General features: G+C 39.1%; 20 protein-coding genes. 16 read left to right on the top strand and 4 right to left on the bottom strand.

What is annotated here, in order from left to right; translation table 11 throughout:
- Positions 1–14: 14 nt before the first annotated feature.
- The 11 genes from BMX30_RS18030 (at position 15) to BMX30_RS17980 (ending at position 7553) form a co-directional block, all read left to right on the top strand.
- Complete coding sequence (locus tag BMX30_RS18030; protein ID WP_090748920.1) at positions 15–344, top strand: PadR family transcriptional regulator; 330 nt, start codon at positions 15–17, stop codon at positions 342–344.
- Entirely contained in the window at positions 334–1206 is an 873-nt protein-coding gene (locus BMX30_RS18025) for a permease prefix domain 1-containing protein (protein WP_090748918.1), read from the top strand. Before BMX30_RS18030 ends, BMX30_RS18025 begins: the two co-directional genes overlap by 11 nt.
- Positions 1203–2237 carry a TolB family protein gene (locus BMX30_RS18020; protein WP_090748916.1) on the top strand — a complete coding sequence of 345 codons (1035 nt, stop codon included), beginning with the start codon at positions 1203–1205 and terminating at the stop codon, positions 2235–2237. Before BMX30_RS18025 ends, BMX30_RS18020 begins: the two co-directional genes overlap by 4 nt.
- Before the next feature lie 78 nt (positions 2238–2315).
- Positions 2316–2606 carry a hypothetical protein gene (locus BMX30_RS18015; protein WP_090748914.1) on the top strand — a complete coding sequence of 97 codons (291 nt, stop codon included), beginning with the start codon at positions 2316–2318 and terminating at the stop codon, positions 2604–2606.
- 93 nt (positions 2607–2699) lie between these two features.
- On the top strand, positions 2700–3101 hold the full coding sequence (locus BMX30_RS18010) for a hypothetical protein (RefSeq protein WP_090748912.1): 402 nt from the start codon (positions 2700–2702) through the stop codon (positions 3099–3101).
- A 135-nt stretch (positions 3102–3236) separates the two neighbouring features.
- Positions 3237–3611 (top strand): nucleotide excision repair endonuclease, encoded by a 375-nt coding sequence (locus BMX30_RS18005; RefSeq protein ID WP_090748910.1) that lies wholly within the window; start codon positions 3237–3239, stop codon positions 3609–3611.
- 219 nt (positions 3612–3830) lie between these two features.
- Positions 3831–4604 carry a hypothetical protein gene (locus tag BMX30_RS18000; RefSeq protein WP_090748908.1) on the top strand — a complete coding sequence of 258 codons (774 nt, stop codon included), beginning with the start codon at positions 3831–3833 and terminating at the stop codon, positions 4602–4604.
- 3 nt (positions 4605–4607) lie between these two features.
- Positions 4608–4976, top strand: coding sequence for a GntR family transcriptional regulator (locus tag BMX30_RS17995; protein ID WP_090748906.1), 369 nt, complete (start codon positions 4608–4610; stop codon positions 4974–4976).
- A gap of 1 nt (position 4977) precedes the next feature.
- Positions 4978–5691 carry an ABC transporter ATP-binding protein gene (locus BMX30_RS17990; RefSeq protein ID WP_090748904.1) on the top strand — a complete coding sequence of 238 codons (714 nt, stop codon included), beginning with the start codon at positions 4978–4980 and terminating at the stop codon, positions 5689–5691.
- On the top strand, positions 5688–6584 hold the full coding sequence (locus BMX30_RS17985; RefSeq protein WP_090748902.1) for an ABC transporter ATP-binding protein: 897 nt from the start codon (positions 5688–5690) through the stop codon (positions 6582–6584). The genes BMX30_RS17990 and BMX30_RS17985 overlap by 4 nt, the downstream gene beginning before the upstream one ends.
- 12 nt (positions 6585–6596) lie before the next feature.
- Positions 6597–7553, top strand: coding sequence for an ABC transporter permease (locus BMX30_RS17980; protein WP_090748900.1), 957 nt, complete (start codon positions 6597–6599; stop codon positions 7551–7553).
- 81 nt (positions 7554–7634) lie between these two features.
- On the opposite strand, the gene hpaB is transcribed toward BMX30_RS17980, so the two are convergent.
- Positions 7635–9077 carry a 4-hydroxyphenylacetate 3-monooxygenase, oxygenase component gene (gene hpaB, locus BMX30_RS17975; RefSeq protein ID WP_090748898.1) on the bottom strand — a complete coding sequence of 481 codons (1443 nt, stop codon included), beginning with the start codon at positions 9075–9077 and terminating at the stop codon, positions 7635–7637.
- 286 nt (positions 9078–9363) lie between these two features.
- Between hpaB and BMX30_RS17970 the strand changes: the two genes are divergently transcribed.
- The 4 genes from BMX30_RS17970 (at position 9364) to BMX30_RS17955 (ending at position 11518) form a co-directional block, all read left to right on the top strand.
- Positions 9364–9648, top strand: coding sequence for a DUF2325 domain-containing protein (locus BMX30_RS17970; protein ID WP_090748897.1), 285 nt, complete (start codon positions 9364–9366; stop codon positions 9646–9648).
- Between the two features lie 79 nt (positions 9649–9727).
- Complete coding sequence (locus BMX30_RS17965) at positions 9728–10510, top strand: PD-(D/E)XK nuclease family protein (RefSeq protein WP_090748896.1); 783 nt, start codon at positions 9728–9730, stop codon at positions 10508–10510.
- A gap of 41 nt (positions 10511–10551) precedes the next feature.
- Positions 10552–10953, top strand: coding sequence for a hypothetical protein (locus BMX30_RS17960; RefSeq protein ID WP_090748895.1), 402 nt, complete (start codon positions 10552–10554; stop codon positions 10951–10953).
- Positions 10954–11092: 139 nt separating this feature from the next.
- Positions 11093–11518 carry a DUF4395 domain-containing protein gene (locus BMX30_RS17955; protein ID WP_090748894.1) on the top strand — a complete coding sequence of 142 codons (426 nt, stop codon included), beginning with the start codon at positions 11093–11095 and terminating at the stop codon, positions 11516–11518.
- 138 nt (positions 11519–11656) lie between these two features.
- On the opposite strand, the gene BMX30_RS23630 is transcribed toward BMX30_RS17955, so the two are convergent.
- The 3 genes from BMX30_RS23630 to BMX30_RS17945 are packed head-to-tail and all read right to left on the bottom strand — an operon-like array spanning position 11657 to position 13397.
- Positions 11657–11827, bottom strand: coding sequence for a hypothetical protein (locus BMX30_RS23630; protein WP_170843928.1), 171 nt, complete (start codon positions 11825–11827; stop codon positions 11657–11659).
- 51 nt (positions 11828–11878) lie between these two features.
- Positions 11879–12142, bottom strand: coding sequence for a DUF3006 family protein (locus BMX30_RS17950; protein WP_090748893.1), 264 nt, complete (start codon positions 12140–12142; stop codon positions 11879–11881).
- A 4-nt stretch (positions 12143–12146) separates the two neighbouring features.
- Positions 12147–13397, bottom strand: coding sequence for an MBL fold metallo-hydrolase (locus BMX30_RS17945; protein WP_090748891.1), 1251 nt, complete (start codon positions 13395–13397; stop codon positions 12147–12149).
- A gap of 434 nt (positions 13398–13831) precedes the next feature.
- On the opposite strand from BMX30_RS17945, the gene BMX30_RS17940 reads away from it, so the two are divergent.
- The coding region (locus tag BMX30_RS17940) for a transposase zinc-binding domain-containing protein (RefSeq protein WP_170843927.1) at positions 13832–14100 on the top strand (269 nt) is incomplete at its 3' end.

Below are 14100 nucleotides of genomic sequence, written 5' to 3'. Positions count from 1 at the left end.
GAGGTGCTTGAAGATTGGATAAGGAAATGTTGAAAGGGAGTATCGATTTACTGCTGTTATCGTTGTTAGCCAAACGGGATTTATATGGATATGAAATAACGAAAATTTTAAAGCAGCTAAGTGATGGTACATATGAAATGAGTGAAGGAACGCTTTATCCTGCATTGAAACGGATTGAAAAGAAATTGTGGGTGAGTTCTTATTGGAGTGAAACAAGTAATGGTAGGCGAAAATATTATCAAATTACGGATTTGGGGAAAGAGGAGTTAGAGCAAAAGCAAAAGAATTTCGATTTAATTCAGAACTTGGTTAAAAGGAGTTCGGAGGGATTGGGTGAAATCTAATTTTGAACAGTATGTAGAGAAGATCATCTGTCAAACGGATTGTAATAGAGAAGAAAAAAAAGATATGTATGAGGAACTAATCATCCATCTCGAATTGTCGAGAGATGAACTTATGAGCCAGGGATTAAGTGAAAGGGATGCTGAAATAAAAGCAATGCAGCTATTTGGAATCGAAGAGGAAATCGGAAGTGAGTTACAGCAATCGTTTTTTCCTTATCGTAAGGAGTTGATTCTAACCCTTTCGCTTGCTTCATTTATTTACTCTATTGGTTTATACCTATTGGCATTGTTTGCTGAGGGCAATGCACATATTGGATGGTTAGTAACTTCTATGTCTGTGAATTCGCTTCTTTTATTGGTTGGTTTAAATCAAATTGCACCATTAAATCGAAGAAGTTGGTTAAATAGCTTATTTATAATAAACATTCTCGCCTTCTTGTATGGGTACGCCATTTTATCTGTGCTTGAACACCCAGCACATCTACCTTTGGTAATATCAAACTGGATTTTGATTCTGTTAACACTGGTGTTGATTTATCAAACAACGACTTATGGAATAAAATCGCAAGGGAAGACAGTGGAAGAGCTTAAACGACTTCACCAATTAAATTTTATTTCGGGTATAGCTATCATTGGCTTTTCAGTATTTTTTATATCGGTTGGTTTGATGTTGTTTGGTGGATTTCACCTCTACATGATTCCGATGATCATCCCTTTTTGTTTGTGGAGCCTATCTTATTATGGACAGATGAAAATGGTAGAAAAGCACAAACGGGCGGCTTATCTATTAGCCATTTTTTCTATTTTAATAAGCGTATTTATTTTATTGAAAGCTTTTTTGCCGTTAGGGGTTTTTAGATGAGAAAAAAGATGATTATTTGGATTATGTCGATTCTCGCTATCGTGACACTCAGTTTATCTGTGTTGGGTATGTTTTTTGGTAAAAATGAAGATGAAAAGCTTAATGGTTTATCAGGTTTTTATGATGTTTCGGCACAAGGAACGATTGCTTACGTAACTTATTCGGAGGGCAAACCAGAGATTCGCTTATTTCACCCTGAACAATCTGTTGAGACGAAAGCTATAGAATTGGAAAATGACCAATATATTTTAAATCCGACTTTTTCGGCTGATGGGTCCACGATTATTTATATCTCAACCAATAAAGACCTAGAGGAGTCATTAGAAAGTACAATCCTCCAGTTCAATCTTGAAACCAAGGAAAATCAAGAAATATTCTCCGTTGCATCTGCAATTACGGAAATCGAATTTTCACCAGATGAGGAATCCTTGTTCTATTTAATGGCAGGCGTATTTGAGAATTATTCGCCGATTGCGAGTAAGCGGCCACATGATTTTGACGTTCACGAGTACCGCTTTGCGGAGGACCAACATATACAACATACAGAATTAAAAGAGTACTCCATGCATTCTCTTCATATTGCTCAAGATGGTGAATCTGTATTCGTCCGCATGGATGAGGAGGCTGAACCAACCCCTGAAGAGAGCTTCAATGTCCACCAACGTATTTTCGAAATCTCACTAAGTAATCCTACGGAGCGGACAGTTGTTAGTGACCCAAATCGTGAGGTGGATATTTTTGATTTTGCGTTCGTTCCGAATAGCAAAGACATCATTTTTCAATCAATTGGGAATATCGATTCTGGAGATACCTTTGAATATGAACTATATAAATACAATATAGAGACGAAAGAAGAAAAACAGCTGACAAACTTGCGGGAATATACGACAAACCCCGTGATTAGTGCAAATCAGAACAAGATCTACTTCATGGTCGACAAGCGGTTCGCAAAAAGAAATTCGGACTATCATCTATACCAGATGAACTTGGACGGAACAGATGTAAAGGAAATTCAATTGCCGAACAAATAAGATGCATGGGGACGGTTCTAGCGCTTCCAAAGGAAGCACTAGAACCGTCCCCATGCAACCAAAAGGAGATGTTGAGCTATGGCAATAGGTGTGGCGATTTTGGTTTTGCTTTTAGGTGTTACGGTTGCCTACCAATTAAGCGTAGGGAAGTCGAATAAGAGGAAAAAGGTCGTGTGGGGGATAACTTTCATGGTTGCAGTTGCTCCCTTTTTCTCTTGGTTGGTTGGGGTTGCTTATGGAGTAAGTGTGGGTAGTGGGTTTGCAGCGGGTGGACTAATGGTGATCCTGTTCCCGGTTATATTCTTGGGAGGACTTATAACTTTATTAATTGGAATCTTCGCAAAGGACAAAGGAATGATAGAAAAGTAATTATCGCTTTATAAGAAGGGAAGCAAACTAACTCTTTAATTATCGCCATTAAACAGTGTAACATTGTTGGTTTCGGTTGGGAGGGGGATCTTGATGCAACAATACACAGGTTTTTTTATAACATTAGCAATAATTCTTATCATTGTTTTATTCAACAAATACTTATTTTGGTGGGTCAAGGGTATAATTGTTGCTTATTATTTGGTCGTTTCCTACTATTTCATCACAGTTAAGAACAGAATAGATAAGGAATATGAAGACATTCTTCCTGTTCCAGATGCCTATTGGGACAAAAATACTGGATGGGTTGACACGATAACAAATTATTTATTCCTACCTTTAATTGCTATTGTAATTTTCATTTACTTTAAATGGTTTACTAAGGCTCAAACCAAAGTCGCAAGGATCCTCATTTTAGTTAGTATAATACCAGCTACAATTCTCCTTGTCTTTTTTAGTTTCTTGTTTTCTTTTGGTTACGGATACAGACCTTAGAGGCAGGAAACGCTTCTGTTAGCTTTGTTGATGGAAGCATAAGAACCGTCCCTATGTGGGAATAAATAAAATAATATTTTTCCTATCATTATTGTGTTACGATATTAGTCTATAAAGAAGAGGACGTGATTAAACGTGATTAAAATTGAAATTCCAAATCCGGATATTACCATTACGGAGCGACAACAGCATCGTAAGGCGGATGAACCAGAAATAAAGTCCATTTATGGCTTTATTGATTTCCATCAAATTCCACGGGATAAAGGTGGCATTTTCTTATTTTACAATATCAATGATGAACTACTCTTTGTTGGGAAAGCGCGTAAACTACGCCAGAGAGTTAAAAAGCACTTTGAGGACACAGTTTCACCAATTAAAAACCACAGAGATGAAGTACATAAAATTGAAATCTGTGTAGTGGAAGATCCGACGGATAGAGAAATTTATGAAACCTATATCATCAATAAACTTAAGTCGAAGTATAATATCGATAAAGTTTTCTTTAGATAAAATTAGACCCGATAGATCAAGTAGTCTTAACTGTAAGCTTGAATCATCTTAGCCAAATAAGGGTTGGGTTGGAATAAACGATAAAAGGGCTAGATTGAGACATTCTCAATCTAGCCCTTTTATTTTTTATTGCATGGGTAAAAAAAATTGAATTTGACGTATGCTAATGTATTAGTGTACTATTTGGTTAGTACAATAATACACTTAAAGGGGATTGTTATGAATCCAAAATTCGGTTTATTAAAGAAGGACTATCGGATATCTCGCAATATGTTTCTTACGTGGGGAGCGGCAGTGATCCTTGCCTTAATTGGGGGAATCGCGTTGTCGGCGTACTGGTCGCAGCCGGCGGGCACACTACCTGTCATTATACTAATCGGACTATTGCACTTTATTTTTGCCCCAGTTTTCATGCTAGGTTTGCTCAATATTGAGGCGAAAACCCAACTATGGCTTTACACCCCACGACGTGGAATTGAATTGATCTTTTCAAAGTTTGCGGTGATTTTCACCTATCAATTGATTCTGCAGATGGTGTTAACGATCTATACGGCGATAAATCTTTTCTGGTTTGGACGTCAAGTGTATGATCAAATCGGAATGAGACTCTTTCTAGAGGCAATCATTTTATTGAATATCCTAATTTTACTATTCGGTTTTTACCTCAATTCTTGGCTGACTTTTTTGTGGACGGTGTACCATTCCATGAAGAATGTGGCAAAGCTTGTCCGTTGGATAACGGTGATTGGTATTGTAATAGCCTATAACATGGTTGAGAGTCTACTTCTGTCTGCAACGCCGTTAAGGGATTTTCTTTTCCAATATCAAATAAATGTAGTGTCTGATGCGAGCTTAAGTTATCAAGACCAACAGTGGCGAGCAGTCCTTGAGCCAGCCCAGATTCCTGTGATTCCACTTCTTTGGTATTTGTTGTTATTTACGATCCTCGTTACCGCTGCAGCTAGACTTCTTGAGCGGAAAGTGGAGGTGTAGTCAATGGGAGAGGAATTCCAGGCATCAAAACCAATTTATATGCAAATCGTCGATAAAATCATTAGCGAGATTGCTCAGGGCAAGCAGCTGCCTGGCGATAAGCTTCCATCGGTGCGCGAAATGGCTGTGCAGATGGGGGTTAACCCTAACACCATTCAGCGGACGTATACAGAACTTGAACGAATGCAAATCGTGGAGAGCAGAAGGGGGCAAGGAACGTTCGTTTCAGAAAATAAAGCCCTAATGGAGGAGCTGGGACGAAACATGCAAGAAGAGATTATGGAGAATTTTATTAGAAAAATGGAGGAAATCGGTGTAACGAGAGATCAACTTGTTGTGCTCCTCCAAAGCTATCTTGGGGAGGGGAAATGAGATGGTGCTTGAGTTAAACAATATCAGTAAGAAATATGGAAAAAATCAAGCTTTGAAACATGTTCATCTTAGCTTTGAAACAGGGAAGATCTACGGTTTACTTGGCCCAAACGGGAGCGGGAAATCGACGATGTTAAAGCTGATAACTGGGCTTGTTTTTCCGGACGAAGGAACGGTCACGCTTAACGGAGAGCAGGTCACAAGAAAAACGATTGAAAAGGTTGCCTATTTAACTGAGCTTGATATGTTTTATGATGCATTTTCAGTTGGAGAGACCGTTGAGTACGTAGCTAGTCAGTTTGCTGATTTTAATAGGGAAAAAGCCAGTCTGCTTTTAACAGAGCTACGGCTAGAAGCTTCACAAAAAGTACGTTCACTCTCTAAAGGGAATCGGGGTCGACTTAAGCTGGTTACAACGCTAGCACGGGATGCGGAGGTCATACTGCTGGATGAACCGTTCTCAGGCCTCGACCCAATGGTACGCGATTCGATTGTAAAAAGTCTGTTAAAGTATATTGATTTTGAACATCAAGTCCTTATCATTGCCACCCACGAAATTAATGAAATTGAACCGCTACTTGATGAAGCAATCGCCATTTACCATGGGACGATGATCGGTAGGGAAAGCGTGGAGTCATTACGTGAGGAAGAGGGGCAATCTGTGTTGCAATGGTTTAAACAATTGGCAATAAAGCAAGAGGAGGGAGCACAATGAGTGCAGTACTTACACTCGATCATGTAAAAAAAGTCATCGGTGGAAAGACAATTATCAACGGACTGAGCTTTTCTGTTCGTGAAGGAGAAGTATTCGGCTTCTTGGGGCCAAACGGGGCGGGAAAAACGACAACGATTCGGATGATTGTTGGACTGATGGACATTAGCGAAGGCGACATCGTCATTTGTGGAAAGAGCATCAAAAACGACTTTACTGGAGCGATTAAAGAAATTGGAGCGATTGTTGAAAACCCGGAGATGTACAAATTTTTAACAGGTTATCAAAATTTACTTCAATATGCCCGGATGCATGATGGAATTACAAAAGAGAAAATTCGAGAAGTGATTGAACTGGTGGGGCTCACCGACCGAATTCACGATAAGGTCAAAAAGTATTCACTCGGCATGCGCCAACGCCTGGGCCTCGCACAATGCCTTTTACATGATCCTAAGCTATTGATTTTAGATGAACCGACAAACGGCCTAGACCCAGCAGGCATTCGAGAAATCAGGGATCATCTCCGGATGCTCACGCGCGAGCGAGGAATGAGCGTCATCGTGTCGAGCCATTTGCTGTCTGAAATGGAGTTGATGTGCGACCGAATTGCCATCATCCAGAATGGTGAACTGATTGATGTACAGACAATTAACGAGTTCACTGAACAGGCAACGGCTGCATTCGCGTTTGAAACCGGTAGCCTCGGGGACGCGGCCACGTGGTTGAAGAGTGACTGGAACGCTCTCATGATGGAAGAAGGTTTTTCTGTTGAAATAACTAGGGAGCAAGTACCAGTCCTGATAAAAAAACTTACAGCAGAAGGTATTGATCTTTACGGTGTTAAGGCCGTTGCAAAGACTTTAGAAGACAGATTCCTAGAAGTGACCACGAAATAGGAGGGGAAAACGATGGGGAAATTGATAATTAATGAGTGTGCCAAATTGTTTCGAAGGACGGGCACATGGGTGATGTTTGCTATCGTCATTATCATGATTTTAGGAATTGGTGCATTTTTAAAATATGGCGAAGTGAACAATCCGCCTCAGGTTAATCCGGCTTGGGAGCAAGAGCTAGCGATGCAGCTTGAGGCAGACAGGGCCGCATTGGAGGAAACCGGTCAGAACAATGCTACACTGAGAATGTTTTATGAGCGGGAAATTGCGGTCAAAGAATACCAATTGGAGAAGGATCTCGCACCAGAAACGGGTGTAACCCTTTGGTCGTTGATGAGCGAAGCACAGGCTGTTATCGGAATCATAGGGGTTTTTACAATTATTATCGCAGCGGGGATGGTCGCATCTGAGTTCTCATGGGGAACAGTCAAGCTATTACTAATTCGACCAATCAAACGTTCTAAGATTCTATTGTCTAAATATTTGACAGTGCTGTTATTCGGCGGGCTAATGTTGACGGTCCTTTATACTGTCTCAGCATTAGTTGGTTTAGTGTTGTTCGGGATGCCAGAGCAGGCGAGGCCATATTTAGCTTTTGCCGATGGGGAAGTAGTTGAGCGAAGCATGTTTATTCAGCTAATCTACAATTATTTACTAAGCTCCATTGACGTGTTAATGCTGGCGACGATGGCGTTTATGATCTCCGCGGTATTCCGCAACAGCTCACTAGCGATTGGGTTGTCCCTGTTTTTAATGTTCATGGGTGGTACGGGTACGATGTTGCTCGCGTCAAAGTTTGACTGGGCCAAATATGTACTCTTTGCTAACACGAACTTAACCGTCTACTTTGACGGCGTCCCACCGGTAGAAGGGATGACACTTGCCTTTTCCATCATCATGCTTCTGATTTATTTTGTTGTCTTTCATCTGTTGGCGTTTTTCGTTTTTGCCAAACGGGATGTTGCAGCGTAGGTAGTTAAAAAGCAAGGCACTGTCCAGTTCATTTTTTGGACGGTGCCTTGCTTAATTTTGATAGGATAACTTTGTAGAATATTAATGTTGATTAAGTAGTGATTTTGCTAGTTCCACCGCATCTTGTTTCTGGTAGCCATTATAAAGACTAGTATTCAGTCTCACTGGGTCTCCAAAAAAGAATCGTTCATAAAGGGTTTGCCTGCCACCAAACGCACTTGTACTAATATCCCAAGCGAGTCTAAAGAGTTGCGTTCTAGATTTGGCATCACAGGTAGCACCTTGTAAATAATGTTGAAGATCTTTTTCGATAGCCGTAGACTGAAAATCTTGTTCGGTGGGGATTGAAATTAATCCACTTGCTCCTAGTAGTTGCAAGATCTCAGTAAATCTAGGATAAAGCCTCGGAAAGCTAGTGATGGCAGCATACAACGGATTTGGATCGGGGACCATCGTGCTACGACTATTTGTTTTCGCCCCCATTTCAGAAGATAACAAAAGGGCTTTCATTGTTTCATATCCAGTGATAAGTTCACTTACCTTTTCCTTTACATGTAAATAACCACTAATATCAATCGTTTCGACAATCATTTGCGCGACCCCTAATAAAAACTCGGTTTTAATCGTCTGTCGGGCAACGGTTTGGTGAAGTAAGAATGGGTAGAATTGTGTTTTTTCATACATCGAGTTTGCGATTGTGTAATTGTTATATAGGAAAACTCGTTCCCAGGGAACTAAAACATGATCAAATACCACGATTGTGTCCATCTCTTCAAATCGCGAACCTAGAGGATGGTCAAACTGAGATGGACGGTATGCAAATGATTCCCTACAGATAAACTTTAAATTAGGCGTATTGCTTGGAATCGAAAAGCCATAGATAAAGGACTCTTCAATATATTTCCCCCCGATTGGTAAAACCAACAACTCATCTGTAATTCCCCCTTGAGTTGCGAGCAAACGTGCACCTTTGATGACTAGACCATCAGCATTGGTCTCTACAATGCGGGCGGAGATTGGCTCTTCGTTTGCCTCATAATAGCCTGTTGATCGATTGACTTGAGGATTGACAAACGTATGAGATAAAGTTAAATCCTTTTCACGGGCATTTTCATATAACCATTTCATATTCTTCCTACGGTGGTGTTGTTCACCAAACACTTCCGAAGCCGCCCCTAAGGCCATCAAACCGGTGTTCATATAATCCGGAGATCTACCCATCATCCCCCCCGAGGTTTTCGCCCACTCTTGAGTAGTTAATCGTCTCTTCTCTAAATCCTCTTTCGTCTTCGGTTCCATAAAGGAAGTCCCCACGCGTTGACCAGTTAATGGGGATGTATAGGTCATAAAATCTTTCTTATTTTTTTCTAATTGCAAATCAAACAGCTTTGCTTTACTTTTTAGTACACCTTTAAAAGCATCATGGTCGCATATGTTATCGGTAATTCTTTGACCGTCAATCCAGATTTCCGCCTTTAGATTACGAATCCTTTGTAAAAATTCCGTTCCATCACATGCTGGCATAAGATCCCACCTTGTCGACTGTAAAATACTGCATTCTTAAAACAATATGTGTGTAGGAGATGATTCTTGCTTACCGTAGAGCATTTATGATGGTAATCGTGAGTAAAAAGTGAGAACAAACTATTGAGTAAAAGTCATTTATGTAATTTTTGTGAATTTTATTGACAATGAAAATCATTATCATTTAAAATGTTAATAACTAATGATAACCATTATCAATTAAATAATAAACGTAAGCTTCACCGTTTTAAACTATAAAATTACTAGTCTTGGGAGGGAAGTACGGATGAGTTCATTAATGATTGTTGGCGCGGATCGTTTAGGAGGTATTCTAGATAAACTATCATCTGTTGGTTTTGATGATGTCTATCATGTAAACGGAAGGAAAGGAAAAATGGTTAATATGGAGATTCCTGAAAAGGTAAGTTGTATTCTCGTTTTAACAGACTATGTGAATCATAATTTATCTACAGTAATAAAGAAGCGAGCGAAAAGCCAATCGATTCCAATTTACTTTGCGAAGCGTTCTTGGTGTTCGATTTATACAGTTTTAAAGGGAGTTAGTGCCTAATTTTTTTGTTCCGTGTTGAGAATTATTCTCAACTTATTGAATATCCTCAAATTCATGTAGGAAAGGGGAGGGCAATTAAATGAACCGTAGCCAGCCACAAGTCATAATCAAAACCATCACTGACTATCACTTAGAATCTTTTCTTCGATGTCCTTATCGATTTTATTATCAACATATCTTATCGCTAGATTCTAGCCAAGTTAAATGGCGGCAGTTGGTTCAATCCATTATCAATCAAGTCGTCCAAAGCTTCTATCAACTTTCACCAAATGAGCAAAACAAATTGCATATATTGAAACTAGTTGATCGATATTGGGAAAACGTGAATCCCCAATTATTCGAGTCAAAGGTCCACTACTATATGGTGTTAGCGAAGACAACCGATCAATTGTTGCAATTCTTAATGGCAAAGACTCAACAGCAACCTCCACTATTTTTATATGAAAAAATGAATACATATGTGGAGGAGCTGGAAATAGACCTTTCTTTAACGTTTGAGTTAGTGGAGTGGACGAACAAATCATTTATGGTGAAAAAATTCCTTGTTGAAGCGGATGAGGAAATGGTTCAACTATATCTTCATATGCTTGTGGTTTTTTCGGATAAAGCGTTTGGGAAACTCCCAGAAAGAATTGAAATCATCACACTTTTGGAAGGGAAAAAATATCGCTTTTCACCAACAAACAGCAACGTTGAACAAGGCATTGTGTTTTTGAACAAGATGAAAAGTTACTTAAAACAACCTATCACTTATATAAAAACCAATTCTATGATTGAATGTAGCAGCTGCCCGTTTACAAATAAGTGTAATGATCGTCACGATAAAGAAACGAAAAGGTCGAATGAAGATTTTCTACACTAGGGTAAGGGGAATTGAAAAAAATTATAATGGGAGAGAAGCGGATGTTTCGACATTTTATTGCGAGTAATTCTTTTGAACATAAGATTGAATGTTTTTGCGCGGATCGCCATCATGCTGGTCAGGTTACCATTCAGATAGGGGATATAATTGAACTTACGAATGAACGGAAATTCATAGAAGAACAAGGATGGTATTTTTTGATTTGCATGAGTGATGGGCGTCATTTCTATCTCGCTCTCGAAGATTTGGAGAACTATTATGTCAGTGGCTATCTGTTCTCTTTGGTAGACCTTGAACTGAAAGTAAACTATTGTAAGTACAAGATTAATGTAGCTCTTGATACAGGAGACGAAGCTACTTTTATGGAATTTACTTGTAAGTTGATGAAGTCGAGGCAGCTAAAAGAAGAGATAGAAAAACATTTAGAACATATTGAAGCTTAATAAGGTAGGAACTTTTCTGGTAGATGAAGAGTTCCTACTTTATTGCGTTTTTTTAAATTCTTTTCACTATACAAAGACAGGAAAAAAGAATAAACTAATAACAATCCAATAAAACATATGTGAAAGGTCGGGATTATAGATGAGTGAGATTCAGCGTTCAATTCCAAGACCGCTTGTGAAAATGAACCAAACGGTTATTGTGATATGTGTACTTATCACATGGGCAACTGGCCAAGAAGGGTTTTTATTAGTACCTTTATTAGCTGGGGTCATGGGTCTTCTGTTCGGGTATAATCCGATCATGGAAGGAGCAAAAAGGTTTTTGAAGAAACCACTAAAGGCTTATATCCCTGAAGATTGGGAACAGCAACAGTTTAATCAGAAAATTGCTGTAGCCTGTCTTGCGATTGGATTTATTAGTTTCCTTTTTGGTTGGGATGTTGTTGGATATATATTTACAGTTCTCGTTGCTTTAGCTGCTTTTATTGCTATTCTTGGTTTCTGCATAGGATGTTTTATTCTTTTTCAGTGGAAACAGTTTAGGTACAGAAGGATTAACGGGTGACGATTATAAAAAGGCAACCTTTGGGTTGCCTTTTTTAGTTGCATAGTTCCTGCTTTATCGGTTTCGAAGTAGGTGGAATATTATGGTGCGCAGGGAATTTTGTTGCGAAATCCTGTTATCCGCTTCTAAACGAACGATCTAATAACGCCAGCCTAGGAATGCATAACCGATAAAACCGATGATTGCAGCAATGATGCTAATAATTACAAATATGAATGGATTGTTTTCTGAACCAGTCTTTGTGTTCCTGTTGATTAAACTGAAGATGGCAAACAAGGCAACAATAAGCCCAATCCAAAAGCCGTCCAAAATTAGCTCCCCGTTTCTACAATAGTCTCTTTTTCTATAAATTCAAAAGGGCTATTGCTTTTTGAATTTACTCGTCTTGCTCTTTGATTGAAGTTTTGACATTAATTCATCAACGTTTTTTTGTTGTGATGCCGTGGCTCCCTCATTCAATTTGATGGAAGTAATCTTGTCGTTCTCAATTGTGAGATCGAAATAGGATTTAACGCTGCTTCCTTCGGGTAATGAATTTTTATTGACAACAAATTCTTTTTGAATGTCTTCAATTAAAATTACTGCGTACTTCTCATCTTCTATTCTGTCTAAATAGCCCTTCATTATTTTAACCTCCTAAGCATGGGAGTCCCTGTGATTTAATATCTTCTATTCTCGAGGGGCCGATTCCATTGATCCTTGATAAATCATCTATGGATTCGAACGGTCTCAAGTTGATTAGTTCCTGAGCACGTGCGGGACCGATATGGGTTATTTCTTGTAATTGCTCAAATGTTGCCTCATTTATATTGATACAACTAGTTTTTGAAGTATTAGGTTCACTATTCGAGTTATGGTTGGTGGAATCATCGTTATTAGGACTGTTACTCGAAGGCGTAATGGTCCCATCTTTTTTAGTTAGTAGGTTATAGTCTTTACCATCCGTTGTAACGATAATCGTTCCATGGACATTGGTGCCATAAAGTTGAGCGTCAGAACCTCGAACACGCTCGACAACCTCATCATGTGGGTGACCATAGCTATTGTCTACTCCAGCGCTATAAATCGCAACATCTGGGTGGACGGCACTCAGAAATCTTGGATGCGTTGAAGTCGAGGAACCATGGTGTCCAAGCTGAAGAATATCTGCTTCAACATTAAAGCCACTTTGCAGCATTTTAAGTTCATCATCGGTGCTCGCATCACCTGTAAAAATAAATCGGACATCTCCATACGTTATTTTTAAGGAAATCGATTCATCATTATCCTGCTCTGAAATGGTTCTTGGATAGAGGACATCCATTTTCAACGGGCCGATTTCAAACTCCTCACCCATTCTCGGTTCATAGTAATCAACGCCCTTAGCATCGATGGCTTGGAGCAGTCTTTGGAAGGTTTGCGAGTTACTCGTGTTCCCAGATAACCACACTTCTCCAACGTCAAACGTGTTCAGCACTTTATCTAATTGGCCGATGTGATCGGCGTCAGGATGGGTGCCTATCGCGAGATCAATCTCTGAAATTTTATGAGAAGCAAGATAATTAACAACATCATTTCTGTTCCAATTCCCTGCATCAATTAAGATTGTAAAATCATCTCCCTCATAGGGGAATTGAAGTAAAGTAGAATCTGCTTGTCCAACGTTGATGTAGTGGACTTTGAGTTCGGGTAAATCATTAGATCCCCTTTCAGTCAGATCAGGGAGGTCGCTTTCTTCTTTGCTTGGGGTCGATGAATCTATCTTTTCCTTGTCAATCGTGTCTGAGGGACTCGATTCATTTTTATCAATGGACTCAGGTTCAGGTGGTGCTTGCAAACATCCAGATAAAAGAAATATCGTAAAAAAGCTGAAAAGAACTAATAATTTATAATTATTCATTTCATTCTCCTTTCTATTAACCATATTAACATGAGTAATAGAGAAGAAAAGGGATGGAGGATTGGCTAGCGATCTATTTATTGTGCAGACTGGGTGCGTAAGGTGTTTTTTCAATGAGGTAAAGATTGAGGTATAAGTGTTTATGCTCAACAAACAGCAGAGATTGTGGCAAAATGTATCTAACTAAAATTATATTAATCATAATATGAGAAGCGTGGGGACGGTTCTCCTGCTTCCTTGAAACAGGGGGAGAGTTAACAACCGCTTTGTTTTATTTTACCGGTGGGGTTATAGAGTGATAGGGAAGGTATTCAGTTGGCAAAAACAGGCTTTTATCGAAAAGACAGCTTTTTTATCGTTTAGGAAATTATAAAATTCTCGACTTGTGGATAACTGTTCGATAAAATGTTCGTATAATACTTGGGAGAATCGGTATGAGTAAACAAAGAAGCGGAATCATTAAACGCATTTTAAAAGATCATTTTGATGGATTCTGGAAAATGAACGATATTAATTTTCCAGAGTCATATAGAGATGACATAAAAGAAACGGTTGAAAAAGCTATGAGGTGTGGTACTAGAGATTTGGGATATTCCCGATATGAATGTTTAGGATGTGAAGGAAATCCTAGACCCGTTTTTGTGTGCTTCACTTGTAAAAGTCGATTCTGTCATAAATGTGGCAAGAAGTATACGGACGACTG

This window comes from Mesobacillus persicus, assembly GCF_900109925.1.
In the GTDB taxonomy this organism is placed as follows: Bacteria; Bacillota; Bacilli; order Bacillales; family Cytobacillaceae; genus Mesobacillus_B; species Mesobacillus_B persicus.
This window is presented reverse-complemented; position numbering and strand designations above follow the sequence as displayed.

Bases quoted from the DNA above. Each gene is read 5' to 3' on its own strand.
- BMX30_RS17950 (WP_090748893.1), bottom strand. From the start codon at position 12,142: ATGAAGGGCTATTTAGACAGAATAGAAGATGAGAAGTACGCAGTAATT.
- BMX30_RS17945 (WP_090748891.1), bottom strand. From the start codon at position 13,397: ATGAATAATTATAAATTATTAGTTCTTTTCAGCTTTTTTACGATATTT.
- BMX30_RS17955 (WP_090748894.1), top strand. From the start codon at position 11,093: ATGAGTGAGATTCAGCGTTCAATTCCAAGACCGCTTGTGAAAATGAAC.
- BMX30_RS17970 (WP_090748897.1), top strand. From the start codon at position 9,364: ATGAGTTCATTAATGATTGTTGGCGCGGATCGTTTAGGAGGTATTCTA.
- BMX30_RS17995 (WP_090748906.1), top strand. From the start codon at position 4,608: ATGGGAGAGGAATTCCAGGCATCAAAACCAATTTATATGCAAATCGTC.
- BMX30_RS18010 (WP_090748912.1), top strand. From the start codon at position 2,700: ATGCAACAATACACAGGTTTTTTTATAACATTAGCAATAATTCTTATC.
- BMX30_RS17985 (WP_090748902.1), top strand. From the start codon at position 5,688: ATGAGTGCAGTACTTACACTCGATCATGTAAAAAAAGTCATCGGTGGA.
- BMX30_RS18015 (WP_090748914.1), top strand. From the start codon at position 2,316: ATGGCAATAGGTGTGGCGATTTTGGTTTTGCTTTTAGGTGTTACGGTT.
- hpaB (WP_090748898.1), bottom strand. From the start codon at position 9,077: ATGCCAGCATGTGATGGAACGGAATTTTTACAAAGGATTCGTAATCTA.
- BMX30_RS17965 (WP_090748896.1), top strand. From the start codon at position 9,728: ATGAACCGTAGCCAGCCACAAGTCATAATCAAAACCATCACTGACTAT.
- BMX30_RS17990 (WP_090748904.1), top strand. From the start codon at position 4,978: ATGGTGCTTGAGTTAAACAATATCAGTAAGAAATATGGAAAAAATCAA.
- BMX30_RS17980 (WP_090748900.1), top strand. From the start codon at position 6,597: ATGGGGAAATTGATAATTAATGAGTGTGCCAAATTGTTTCGAAGGACG.
- BMX30_RS18000 (WP_090748908.1), top strand. From the start codon at position 3,831: ATGAATCCAAAATTCGGTTTATTAAAGAAGGACTATCGGATATCTCGC.
- BMX30_RS18020 (WP_090748916.1), top strand. From the start codon at position 1,203: ATGAGAAAAAAGATGATTATTTGGATTATGTCGATTCTCGCTATCGTG.
- BMX30_RS17960 (WP_090748895.1), top strand. From the start codon at position 10,552: ATGTTTCGACATTTTATTGCGAGTAATTCTTTTGAACATAAGATTGAA.